Genomic DNA, 12,683 nt, shown 5'->3' on the forward strand with positions numbered 1-12,683 from the left:
AGGCCGCGAGAAGCGGCCTTTTTAATTCTGTCTGAAAAAGATTTATGGTTAATGATGTCCCTGTGAAACACCACCATTGCCATCTGGAAGGCTAATGCGAATGTTTTGCATCATGCCTTGATCTTCATGATCTAAAATATGGCAATGCAATACAAAGTCACCGATGTAGCGTTGGTACTTGGTTCTAACAATGACTTTATAACTGGCTCCTTTTACATTTTTAACCCAAATGGTGTCTTTCCATGTGCCTTTTAGACCACGGTATTGTGGGTCAGGTGGAGCTGATTTGTCATAGTCATCAACGGCGTTGATATCACTGATATCTTTCCCACTAGGATCTTTAATCTCAACGATCTGAAACGGGTTTACATGAATGTGGAATGGATGGCTGGCTAATTTAGAGGTAAGTATCCATTCATCAGTTTTACCTAACTGAAGTGTGCGGTCAATTCGATCTGGTTTATATGGTTTGCCATCGACCTGAAATTGAGTTGGATTAACATTTGTATCAATATTAAATTCTAAAAATTGTTTATTTGGTGTTGCCGGTAAATCCTGATGCGGAACAAAATGACTGAGCTTTAAATTTTGTTGTAAATCTTGAAGCACAGCGGGACGCATATCTGGTGCAATATTGCGTGTTGCATTATTGCTTAACACTGTTGTTAAAGACTGAGGTGCTGAAGTGGATTTATTGACTTGAATAATTCCAAGTAAGCGTCTCTCAGAAGAAGTACGGTCCACGTTAGCAGAAGCTGAAGCAGCTTCATCAATCAGACAATAGCGGCCTTCTTGCGGGAATTGCATTAAGGCATCGAAACGATAACCCGGTTGAAAAACAGTGACTGTTTTGTCCATGACTTGTTTGAGGGTTAAGCCATCGGCTGCAATAACGTGTTGACTTACAATCGGGCCTGTACAGCTTTCTCTTAATAATTGCTTTTCACCCGTTGGTGTTAAATCGAGTTTAGAAGGGATGTTTTGCATTTGGCGAACGCTCAGGTTAATACTGTCGCGCACACCAGCATGAACCATTCGCCAACGTTCGACTTGTCCTGCTACAGCTTGAGTAATGAAAGGTTGAACTTCACCATTAATGCTTGTATATCGTCCTGATTTCCCCCAACCGCCGACACCAAAGCCCTGATAATCCCTAATTTCACCAATTTGATTATTTGGGCAAATATAATTACCTTTTGAGTCAGTTTCGATTTTGCCGTTAGCATTATAGCAAGCATATTGAATTTGCTGAAAAACCAGCGTTCTTTCTTTAAAACCATAGGTGAGTAAATCTAAATCACCTGTTTTATTTGGTGTGGGTTGACGATATCCACGAATAATCAAAGCACCCGCCATACCACTTGCGACTTGAATCGCGGTTGAACCATGTCGATGCGGATGATACCAAAATGTTCCGGCCGGATGATCTGGCGGTATATTGTATTCATACTGAAAGTTAACACCCGGATTAATCGAAACTAAAACGTTATCACTATTTCCTGCTGGGTTAATCCATAACCCATGTGTATGCATATTGGTACCATCAAAACAATGTGGTTTATTCACGTCAAAATGATCGCCAGTGCAACTTGGGTCTTTTGGAAGTTTTTTATGGGTAATTGGATCTATATCAAGCTGATTATCTAAAGTTGCTCGTACAGTTTCACCGGGAAATACCTCGATGGTTGGAGCAATATAAGGCGTATTGGGCTGTGTATTTGTGCCTTGATAGCTGCGTAACATGACTTTGTCATAACTGTTTGTTGCAGGGTTCCAGAGTCTATTTATTGTTTTTTTAACCTCCCAAGTAAACAATGCTTCATTTGAAGACTGCATTTGCGGAACGGTTGTTGTGGCAGTAGTAGGGCTCGGTACCGCAAGTAAAGCTTGATGATTACGTGCAACAGACATTTCAGGAGGGTCTTCTAATATACGGTCAGAAGACTCCTCTGCTAAGGCATACCCACTCACTAACGTTAGAGGGGTACATAATATTAAATGAGCTATTTTCATAATAAATATAGGCCTGAAAAATCAGGCCTCTCCCTTAATTATTATTTTGAAGTTTCTAAGCGAACTTGAGAAATGCTCAGTCCTTGAGAACTTACCTTTTGCTTCACTGGGTTAAGGGTTAAATCGGTAGCAACAAACTGAACCTCTAAGTCTTCAGCAGGTACGCCTAATTGATTAACTTGATCGCTGACTTGATAGACCAATTGACCCATAGCACCATTGCTCGCATGCCCGCCGTGGCTATGATCTAACACACCGAAATAGTTAATTGTGGCAACATAAATTTTTTGGTCAGGTTTATTTTTAGGAGATAAATAAATCTTATAAGTTAGATTTGGATTACCCACCATTTGTACATTATCTAAGATTAAATAAGTTTGTCCTGATGAAAGTGTGGTTTGAGAAAGTTGACTAGCACTCTTTAAGAACGTTGTGGTTTGAGGTGCTAAAGCTACTTTTTGACTTACACCCATCAGTTGAATGGTTTTATTACTGCTGACTGGTTTATGCGCTTTTTTAAATAGATTTACTTTTCCTGCTTGACTACTCATAACTGGTGCTTGAACTTTACATGCGTTTTCATTGGTATAACGCACCGGAATTTTACCAGGGGTAAATACATCAGCAATGGTCATGGTGACTTTATTGCCGTTTTCGTCTGCAAAGGTGTATCGAGTGTTATACCAGCTATCTGGCATACCTAAGTTTTTCTTTGCCCACTCAAGTGTAATGGGTTGCCCATTGGCTTTTTTATTTAGCCAACATTGCCACAAGCGGTCGATATTGGCATGGTGCATATAAAATACAGGGTCTAAACCTGCAATTGGTACAAATCCCATATCTGGCAGCACACAGTTTTTACCAACCGCGCAGTGCATTACACCATGGGGCTGAGACTGTAACTGATTGGAAAATGATGTGAAGTCATTCCATTTAAATGCTTGGGCAGCGCTGGCATCGTCTGGATCTATAGCGCTGATATTCTCATTTAAACCAGGTGTACGGAACTGGTCATATAAGCTACCTGCTTGTTTACCTCGAACCAATTGAGGCAGCGCTAGTCCTTTCCCATTAGCCGCTTTTTCTTGGTAATAGTCCCAATAAGGAAGAGAGTAATCTTGGCCAACATACTTACGCACTGTTCGCTCGTAAAAATAAAGCATCATACGGTGCCAAGGTAAGAAGTTTAAATTGCCATGTTGGCATGTACCCCAAACTTCATTGGTAAAGCCATCGTTTGGAACTGTAGAATTTTGAATATGTTTATAGTAACTATCACATAAGGCTTGACTATTATCTTGTAAGCAACCTGCCATACGGTTTTTAAGATATGTAGTTTTATCAGTGCCATGTGTACCCGTACCAAAATAGCCGTGAGTATTTGCCCAATAATTAAAACTTGTACGAAACTCCGGAGATAATGGATTTGCATTATTATTTGCTCGCATTTTTTCCAGACCTTTTTGCAGTGCGCTTACTTTGGCTGGGTCTTTTGCAAACTCCGTGGCACTCATTCGTAGTGAGTCGGCATGTGTTGCTAAGCTCATGCCACATAAAAGAGTGCCTAATATATAATAATTTCTTTTCATGGTTTAAAATCCTTGTCATGTTTAATATTCTTATAGTTCGTAAGTTATTTGTAGTATGAGAAATTTCCAAGTAATTGGATAATTCTTGTACATTAATCTAGCACATAAAATAGTCATTATTAAAGATTTATATTTAATATTAACTTTAGATTAATTTACTTTTTAAAGCTGTAATTTTTTAGAAAAACTTAATTTTATTATTTTAACTAAGATTTTGTTTATTATTAATTCTTTATTTAATTGATAAAATTAAAAATGAGAAAATAACTATATTTTTGAGTATTGTGTTTCGTTTTTTTAATTTTTATGTTTTTAGGTCTCATTATTTTTAAATATTTTACTCAGTTAGATTTTAAAATAACTGGTATTAGTTAACTCATTATTAGAGAAGTGTGAAAGCCCATAAATATTTTTTCTGACTTGAAATAACTATAACAACCGATTGATGGATAAATTTATTTTTTAATTCTGGCATTTTTATTGCTTAATTATTCATATCTTCAATTAAACATTTAATTTGCACCCCATATAAATGATGATTCAAACCGTTTTGCTCTCTTATGGTGTTTTTTTCACATGAAAATTGCACCAAATAAGTACATCTCTTTATTTTGCACCATATTTGTGCATGGAGAGGTGTAATGAGGTTTTGGGCTTCAATACTCACTTTACTCATTCTATGTGGATGTTCTTCATCTGAACAAAGTAGAAAAACTAAAGAAAACTTAGCAGTTCATTCGATATGCGTTTTTGATAGTACAAATACAAAAGTGTGTGTAGCCAAGCCAGCGCAAAGAATTGTTTCTCTATTTGAGTCAGGTTTAGATGGCTTATATATGCTAGGGCAAGGCCATAAAGTGATTGGCATACCAGCCGAAGTATACATTCAACCTTTATTATTTAACGCCTATTCAAAAATAGATCAACGCATTGCAAATAAACAGCTTGCAACGCCTTCACAAGGTGTCAATGCAACCAATATTGAAAGTCTTGTGTTGTTGAAACCCGATTTAGTAATTTTGGGGAGCGGGCAGACCCAAACGATCGCATTATTACGACAATTTGGTATTGCTGTATATGTAATGGAATCTGGCACCTATAAACAGGTGAAAGAAGAGCTATCTGAAATTGCTGTTCTAAGTGGAGCTCAAAAGCGAGCTCAAGAAATTTTGAGTTTTTCTGATGAAATTATGGCAGAAGTCGCAGCCAAAACAGCACGTCAGCCAAATAAGCAATCGATTTACTATGCGTGGTCAGGTGGGCGAATTTTTTCCACTTCGGGACGTCAGTCTATTACCAATGATTTTATTGAGCTGGCAGGTGCTTACAACATTGTTCAGACCAATGCTAACCAACCCAATGTAAATCCCGAGACTCTCATTGAATGGAACCCTGACAATATTGTGCTTTGGAACACCAACCCAAAACTGATTTATGAACGAAAAGAATTACAAGGCTTAAGTGCCGTACAAAACTGTAAGGTATTTAATTTGAGCCCTGCATTTATTTATAACCCCCATACCATCAAAATCATTATTACGGCGATTTATTTGAACCACAGCATTTACCCTGAACAGTCCGATTTACCAGTAAGTGCTTTACAACAGCGTATTTTAACCAAGTTGTATGGTGAGCACCTTGCCAATGCGTTGGTGCAATGAATATGCAAAAACTGAAATATTATTGGTTTTACCCGTTACCTTTCATCATGGTTTTTATCTCTTTGCTCATTGGGCCTACGCAAACCTTGAGTGCATGGGACTATTTGCGGTGGGGTGTTCAAGCAGTCTTTGGTACACCATATTTTGATGCTGAACAATTTAGACTGATGCAGAACATACTGGTCAATGTCAGATTACCCAGAATTTTACTGACCTTTATGGTGGGAGCTGCATTAGCAACCGCGGGTAATGGTTTGCAAGCATTGTTTCGTAACCCTTTGGTTGACTCGTATGTACTCGGTATTTCTTCCGGTGCGGCGTTTGGTGCAGCTTTGGCACTTTCTCTAAGTTGGCTTTCGCCAAATCTATCCGCCTTTATTTTTGGCGTATGTGCTGTTGCTTTAACATATTTATTTGCACATCAAAAACATGAAAGCCAGACGTCTTTAGTGATGGTCATTTTATCCGGCATGATTGTGTCGGGGCTGTTTTTGGCAGGACTTACAGTTATTCAATATCTAAGTGATCCATTTAAATTACAAGCCATTGTGCAATGGACGATGGGCAATTTACATCAAGCTTCTTGGCAAAAAGTTCAATACGCTGTGCTACCGATTTGTATTGGCCTTGTCGGATTATTTGCAATGCGTTGGCGTTTAAACTTAATGGCACTCGGTGCTGAAGAAGCGCAGGCGGTTGGTGTTAATCCACGCTGGGAGCAGCTTCTTTTAATTGTACTAGTGACTGTATGTACATCAACTTCTGTGGCTGCTGCTGGCATTATTAGTTTATATGGACTCTTTATGCCGCATATTGTGAGAATGTTGGTGGGGCCAGATCACCGCTACAGTATTCCTGCCAATATGATTTTGGGCGGCAGTTTCCTACTCATGATTGATAACTTTTCACGTGTTTTACTAACCTTTGAAATACCAATTGGCATTTTTACCATGCTACTTGGTGCGCCATTTTTCTTATTATTAATGAAAACACAGAGGACTCATTGGGCATGATTCAAATTGATCAGTTAAATTATGCCTATGGGCATAAACAGGTTCTTAAAAACATTCATCTGGAGTTTCCTGAAAATCAGTTTTCCGTCATTTTAGGGCGCAATGGCTGTGGCAAATCGACACTTTTTAAATTGATGGCTGGCTTAGAACCTTTAAAAGATGGGTTGATCCGTTACTCTGGAAAACCATTATCAGACTTTAAAGGCAAAGATCGAGCTGCGTTACTTGGCTTTTTACCACAGTTTCATAAAACCGTATTTCCATTTTTAGTTAAAGATGTAGTAATTACGGGACGTGCCGCTTTTAGCAGATATAGACCTTCAAAATCAGACTGGGAGCGTGTAGATCAAGCTTTGCTTGATTTAGATATTGAGCATTTACGTGACCGTCCTTATACAGAACTATCAGGTGGTGAAAGGCAATTGGTTATGATTGCCCGAATTTTAGTGCAAGCACCCAAAGTGATTTTGCTTGATGAGCCAACCAATCATCTCGATGTTTATTACCAGTCTTATTTAATGAAAAAATTGCGTCAGTTGTCGCGGCAAAATTTTACAGTGATTGCGATTATGCATGATCCCAACTTAGCTTTTTTATTTGCAGATCATTTGTTTTTTATGCGCCAACATGAAGTAGTTAAGCCTGAATCTAAAACACGAATCACCGATCCGAAGTTTTTAAAAAGTGTCTATGATGTTGAGTTCCATGAAGCCATGATTCAAGACAAAACCATTGTTATCCCTGACCATTCTTGGCTATAAATATGACTTTTCACTATCATCTAGCAGACAAATCAGACTATGCATCTGCTGTAGAGTTTGCACTTTATACAAGACATTTATTATTCCCAGAAATCTATCATGGGCAAGTTCCCAAAGATTTAAAAAATTTTGGGCAATATTATGTTAATGATCCATTAGGTTGCTTTATTACGGTAAAAGATAAAAACCGTATTATTGGCACTATTGCATATCGGGCGTATGACCATCGTTTTGATTTAAATTTGCCATCTAATACAGTGGAAGTGGTTAAGTTGTTTGTATTGCCTGAATACCGCCGTAATGGTATCGCAACTCAACTATGTGACATGTTGTTTAGCCATGCAAAAAACAATGAAATTACCACTTTCTATTTGCACACTCATCCATTTTTGCCAGCGGCTGAAAAGTTTTGGCGTCTACAAGGCTTTGATGTCATTAACCGTGAGTGGATCGAGACCTATGACACCATTCATATGAGTAAATCTTTATAGCGCTTTATTGTGCGTATGAAATCTTTTTTGAAAATGGGTAGGTGGATAACCCATAATTTTACTGAACATTGCGGTAAATGCTGCCGAGTGTTCATAGCCCAAACTAAAAGCAATTTCAGTAATTGAGATATTCTCTTTTAAGGCATTTAAAGCATAGATGATGCAGACTCGATTACGCCAAGCCTGAAAGGACATGCCAGTTTCAGACTTAAACCAACGATGAAAAGTTCGTTCACTTTTATTATGGTCATGTGCCCAATCTTTAGGGCTGCTATGAATATCGGGATGCTCCATATACTCAACACACTGTTTAGATAATAATGTGTTGTGAGGCAATGGAATAAATAGAGGTAGGGCTGGTGCAGCTTCTAACTCATATAACAATAAATCGATAAGAGCACCGTCACGGCCTGAGTACGAGTAATCAATAGATAATTGATTTGCTTGAATGAGCAGTTGATGGAGTAATTGTGATACTTGCACAACCTCACAATAGTTTGCTTGTCTTGGGGCATTACTCACTTCTATATACAAACTATAAGTACTGACTTTAGATAGCCATACCTGATGTGCTTTACCTGCAGGTATCCATACACCACTGTACGGTAACACGAGCCATTGTCCATCTTCAGTTTCAACTTTCATGAGGCCTTCGGGTGCATATAAGAACTGGGCACGGCGATGGCTATGCGTATCTAACAAAGTATCAGCAGGATAGTCCGATCCTAACGCTAAAACCGCTTGCGGTAGATGGTCTACATCGTTAATTGGAATATTACGCATATATTTTTGTCTGAAATAATTAAAAATATGGCTTTTCTACGTTAGTTTGCCATAGGGCTATTTTATATCATGCCTCTATAAACATGAGGAAGATAACGATGCTATATGAGCTATTTTTATTTGGACTACTTTCAGGAGTTACCACTTGGTTATTTGGCTTTGGCGGCGGTTTTGTTGCTGTGCCTTTGCTTTATACAGTCATTATTCAAAAGTACAGTAACGAAAGTATGGTTGGGATACATGCGATGCAAATCGCCGTAGCTACATCAGCTTTTGTGATGCTGTGTTCGGCAAGTTTTGCAACTTTTCGACACTATCGGTCCGGACAGATTGATTGGCAAAAAATCCGCTTTTTATGGAGTGGTATCGCATTGGGTGGAGTTGTCGGTGCGGTCATGGCCTCATTGTTTAATGGAAATTGGCTTCGCTGGATATTTATGGGTTATGTATTCATAACCATTATTGATTGTTATTACCGACCAGGCTTTATGGTGACCTCAAGGCAAAAGCAAAACTATAGTGAAAACAGCGAACTGATTAAAGGCGGAATTATTGGTTGGGTTGCAGCACTTTTAGGTGTGGGTGGCAGTGTAATGACAGTTCCGTTATTACGGCGGCGGGGTAGTTCGATGGCAGAGGCTGCGGCTATTGCAAATATTCTCACGCTGCCTTTGTCTTTAACTGCAACGCTAACTTATTGTGTATTGTCACTTTGGAAATCTACATGGGCACCTAGTGGATTTATCGGTCTAATCTGGTTTGAAGCTGCTTTATTCTTGGTTGCTGGAACATGGATCGGACTATATTTTTCAGAAAAATTTATTTCAAAACTACCTGATTTATGGCGGGCAAGATTGTATCCGCTACTTTTAATGCTGGTTTTGTTCGTGATGCTTGTTGTAAATTAACTTTTATTTCAATTAATTGAAGAATAATCTCTCTTAAAAATTAAATCTCTAAATGCTCTAAAACTGCAAATTTTATGTCTTAAAGGGCTCTGAAAAAAGTTTGAAAAATAGACTTGAAATATATAGTGGCTTTGTGCCACCATATATTCATCGAAGGTCATCAGACAAAAAGAGGATGATATGGCTATCCAGCTTTTAGATGCGGCAAGAAATGAAATTCCAGTGAAATTCACGCAGTTTTCTGGTGGAGAGCGTCATGTTCAGATTGATGAGACAACCTTAGGTTCACTATCTGGCAAGGTATTGGTGCGTGCGCAAATGACCTCAAGTTATGATGTGATGGACTATTTGTTACTTGAAAATATATTGCTGATTCAAGGCCTAACCGTTGACCTAGAAATTCCATATTTTCCATACGCTCGTCAGGACCGTATTTGTGCAGTGGGCCAAGCGTTCTCACTCGATGTGATGACGAAGCTACTTAACATCAACGCAGACAAAAAAGCGGGTAAACAAGGCAAGGTGACTGTTTGGGACTGCCATAGTGAAGTCACTACAGCCTTACTCGCTGCCAATACTTCTTTTAAAGAAGTTGTAAATGTCAGTTCAGTCGACATTATCGCAAAGAGTGAAGCACTAAGCACACTGTTAAAAGATGAAAAAACAGTGCTGGTTTGCCCAGACAAAGGCGCAAAAGCACGTACACAAATGGTTGCAAACGCTTTTAATTCTGAGCGCAAACAACCTATCACTATTGTTCAGTGTGATAAAAAACGTGACCCTGTAACTGGCAAAATTTGGGGCACACATGTACATGCGACTGATTTATCAGGCTTAACAGCGGTCATTACCGATGACATTTGCGACGGCGGTGCAACCTTTATTGGTATTGCCAAAGAACTGCGTCGCCTAAATTGCCATAAGGTCGTTCTATACGTGACCCACGGTATTTTCAGTAAAGGAATAGAGGTTTTTGATGGATTGCTTGACCAACTATTTACCTCGGACAGCTTTCCACAACAACCATCAGACAAAATTTCAGTAATTGCTTTTGCAGCAAAATAAAGAGAACAAAGATGACTATTAAATTGAATCCATTAAACGCTATCGATTTTTATAAAGCGGATCACAGACGTCAGTATCCGAAAGGCACAGAGTATGTATACGCCAACTTTACGCCGCGTTCATCTCGACTCGCAAAAATGCTACCTGACTTTGACGATAAAGTTGTGTTCTTTGGTCTTCAGGGTTTTATCAAACACTTTTTAATAGATACATGGAATGAAGGCTTTTTCAAACAGCCTAAAGAAAAAGTTGTGGCTGCTTATAAACGCCGTATGGATAGTTCATTAGGTGAAGGCGCAGTACCGGTTGATCACATTGAAGCGTTACACGGCTTGGGATATTTACCATTACGCATTAAAGCCTTGCCAGAAGGCAGCCGCGTCAATATGCGTGTACCTGTGCTCACCGTGATTAACACTGACCCGCGTTTCTTTTGGTTAACGAACTATATTGAAACTGTATTAAGTGCTGAGCTTTGGAAAAGCTGTACTACGGCCACAATTGCCTATGAGTACAAACGCTTATTAACGCAATATGCTGTAAAAACTGGCGCACCACTCGATTTTGTGCCTGTGCAAGGACACGATTTTAGTAGCCGTGGTATGAGTGGAATTTATGATGCTGCACAATCAGGTGTGGGGCACTTAACTAGTTTTATTGGAACAGATTCGGTCGCCTCAATCGACTACGCAGAAGAATATTACAATGCCACAGGTGTGATTGGGGTATCTGTACCAGCGACCGAACACAGTGTGATGTGTATGGGTACAGAAAACAGTGAGCTAGAAACATTTAAACGTTTAATCTGCGAGCTTTATCCGTCTGGTGTTGTCAGTATTGTGTCTGATACATGGGATTTTTGGCGAGTGATTACCGAGTTTACGGTGGATTTAAAACCTGAAATTTTGGCAAGACAACCTAATGCTTTAGGCTTGGCTAAATTGGTTTTCCGTCCTGACTCTGGTGACCCTGTCAAAATTATTTGTGGTGACCCAGATGCTGAAGTCGGTAGCCCAGCCTACAAAGGTGCGGTTGAATGTTTATGGGAAGTGTTTGGTGGTACAACCACAGACGAAGGTTATAAAGTACTGAATGAACGTGTCGGTTTAATTTACGGCGACTCGATTACCCTAGACCGTGCGCAGCGCATTTTGGAAGGACTTGAAGCCAAAGGTTTCGCTTCAAACAACTTGGTGTTTGGTATAGGCAGCTTTACCTATAACTACTTAACTCGCGATACCTTTGGATTTGCTGTGAAAGCGACTTGGGGACAAGTGAATGGCGTAGGTCGAGAGTTGTTTAAAGACCCAATTACTGACTCAGGTGTTAAAAAATCTGCGAAAGGTCTTTTACGCATCGAAGAAGGTGAAAATGGTTTTATCTTGTTTGATGAGCAAACAGCCGAACAAGAACAAGGCGGAGCACTTAAAACAGTCTTTGAAAATGGTAAACTTCAATATGAGTGTACTTTGGATCAAATTCGCGAGCGTTTATCCATCGCATAACTGAGTTTAGATGAGCCGTTGCATGTGTATCGGCTCATCATTTTTATTGAGAGGCTGAACGTGACTATTCAAACTGAACAAGAATTCCTTGCCAGTTATGATCGCCGAGATTATGACGCACCTTTACTCACGGTCGATATGGCTATTTTCTCTGTATTTAATGGTCAATTGCAGGTATTACTCATTAAGCGCCCCAACTTTCCAGCTAAAGACCAATGGGCTTTACCGGGTGGTTTTGCCGATTTAACGCATGATCAAGACCTGATGGCCACAGCCTATCGTAAGCTGGTCGAAAAAACAGGGATTGCTTCACCTTACTTGGAACAAGTTGCCTCTGTCGGTAATGCTAAACGTGACCCGCGTGGCTGGGCCGTGACGATTTTGTATTTTGCTTTAATTGATTTTAATGCCTATCAACAACAAGCATTAGCTGAGTACAGCGAATGGGTGTCTGTAGCAAAAGCACAAGATTTAGCATTGGCGTTTGATCATAATGAATTGCTTAACTTGGCATTAGAGCGTTTAACCAATAAAACCCGCTATACCGCATTGCCAGCGAGTCTCATGCCTGAGTTGTTTACGCTGACTGAGCTACAAACCATTTATGAAATTATTCTTGGGCAATCTTTAGATAAAAAAGCATTTAGGCGCCGTATGATAGAAGCCGGTGCAGTTGAAGAAACCAATGAAAGTAAAATTGTAGGCAAACGACCAGCTCAGCTTTATCGCTATGCACTCGATTCTTTCGATTTTATATTTCCTCGCTCACTCGAATTACCTAGAAATAAAGAGGGTGAAGATAAGCAAAACAATGAGCTTTCTGACTAGCGCATCTTGATTCACTTTGATTTATAATGCCGCGCTTATGATTAATGTCATGTTTTGATCAGCACT

Annotated in this window: 11 protein-coding genes; 8 read left to right on the top strand and 3 right to left on the bottom strand. The window is 39.4% G+C overall.

All coding sequences use genetic code 11. The features are described from left to right. Positions 1-48: 48 nt before the first annotated feature. Both ABFY81_RS01235 and ABFY81_RS01240 read right to left on the bottom strand, forming a co-directional pair. Positions 49-2,013 carry a multicopper oxidase family protein gene (locus tag ABFY81_RS01235; protein WP_347912837.1) on the bottom strand — a complete coding sequence of 655 codons (1,965 nt, stop codon included), beginning with the start codon at positions 2,011-2,013 and terminating at the stop codon, positions 49-51. Positions 2,014-2,054: 41 nt separating this feature from the next. Continuing rightward, on the bottom strand, positions 2,055-3,602 hold the full coding sequence (locus ABFY81_RS01240; RefSeq protein WP_019456752.1) for a tyrosinase family protein: 1,548 nt from the start codon (positions 3,600-3,602) through the stop codon (positions 2,055-2,057). 641 nt (positions 3,603-4,243) lie between these two features. On the opposite strand from ABFY81_RS01240, the gene ABFY81_RS01245 reads away from it, so the two are divergent. The 4 genes from ABFY81_RS01245 to ABFY81_RS01260 are packed head-to-tail and all read left to right on the top strand — an operon-like array spanning position 4,244 to position 7,528. Then, on the top strand, positions 4,244-5,263 hold the full coding sequence (locus ABFY81_RS01245) for an ABC transporter substrate-binding protein (RefSeq protein WP_019456753.1): 1,020 nt from the start codon (positions 4,244-4,246) through the stop codon (positions 5,261-5,263). A gap of 2 nt (positions 5,264-5,265) precedes the next feature. Beyond that, positions 5,266-6,276, top strand: a complete 1,011-nt coding sequence (locus tag ABFY81_RS01250) for an iron ABC transporter permease (RefSeq protein WP_081400271.1) — start codon at positions 5,266-5,268, stop codon at positions 6,274-6,276. Further along, on the top strand, positions 6,273-7,037 hold the full coding sequence (locus ABFY81_RS01255) for an ABC transporter ATP-binding protein (RefSeq protein WP_019456755.1): 765 nt from the start codon (positions 6,273-6,275) through the stop codon (positions 7,035-7,037). Before ABFY81_RS01250 ends, ABFY81_RS01255 begins: the two co-directional genes overlap by 4 nt. Beyond that, positions 7,034-7,528: a GNAT family N-acetyltransferase gene (locus tag ABFY81_RS01260; protein ID WP_081400270.1), complete on the top strand. Its 495-nt coding sequence runs from the start codon at positions 7,034-7,036 to the stop codon at positions 7,526-7,528. The genes ABFY81_RS01255 and ABFY81_RS01260 overlap by 4 nt, the downstream gene beginning before the upstream one ends. On the opposite strand, the gene ABFY81_RS01265 is transcribed toward ABFY81_RS01260, so the two are convergent. Further along, complete coding sequence (locus ABFY81_RS01265; RefSeq protein WP_019456757.1) at positions 7,523-8,311, bottom strand: helix-turn-helix transcriptional regulator; 789 nt, start codon at positions 8,309-8,311, stop codon at positions 7,523-7,525. The genes ABFY81_RS01260 and ABFY81_RS01265 overlap by 6 nt on opposite strands. A gap of 98 nt (positions 8,312-8,409) precedes the next feature. On the opposite strand from ABFY81_RS01265, the gene ABFY81_RS01270 reads away from it, so the two are divergent. The 4 genes from ABFY81_RS01270 (at position 8,410) to ABFY81_RS01285 (ending at position 12,617) form a co-directional block, all read left to right on the top strand. Beyond that, the gene (locus ABFY81_RS01270) at positions 8,410-9,219 is read left to right on the top strand and encodes a sulfite exporter TauE/SafE family protein (RefSeq protein WP_019456758.1); all 810 of its coding nucleotides are present in this window, start codon (positions 8,410-8,412) and stop codon (positions 9,217-9,219) included. A 180-nt stretch (positions 9,220-9,399) separates the two neighbouring features. Beyond that, positions 9,400-10,284 (top strand): phosphoribosyltransferase family protein, encoded by an 885-nt coding sequence (locus ABFY81_RS01275; RefSeq protein ID WP_347912838.1) that lies wholly within the window; start codon positions 9,400-9,402, stop codon positions 10,282-10,284. 11 nt (positions 10,285-10,295) lie between these two features. Next, on the top strand, positions 10,296-11,789 hold the full coding sequence (locus ABFY81_RS01280) for a nicotinate phosphoribosyltransferase (RefSeq protein ID WP_347912839.1): 1,494 nt from the start codon (positions 10,296-10,298) through the stop codon (positions 11,787-11,789). 60 nt (positions 11,790-11,849) lie between these two features. Then, positions 11,850-12,617 (top strand): NUDIX domain-containing protein, encoded by a 768-nt coding sequence (locus ABFY81_RS01285; RefSeq protein WP_347912840.1) that lies wholly within the window; start codon positions 11,850-11,852, stop codon positions 12,615-12,617. Positions 12,618-12,683: the final 66 nt, after the last annotated feature.

It is taken from the genome of Acinetobacter sp. WA-87, from assembly GCF_039938935.1.
GTDB lineage: Bacteria > Pseudomonadota > Gammaproteobacteria > Pseudomonadales > Moraxellaceae > Acinetobacter > Acinetobacter seifertii.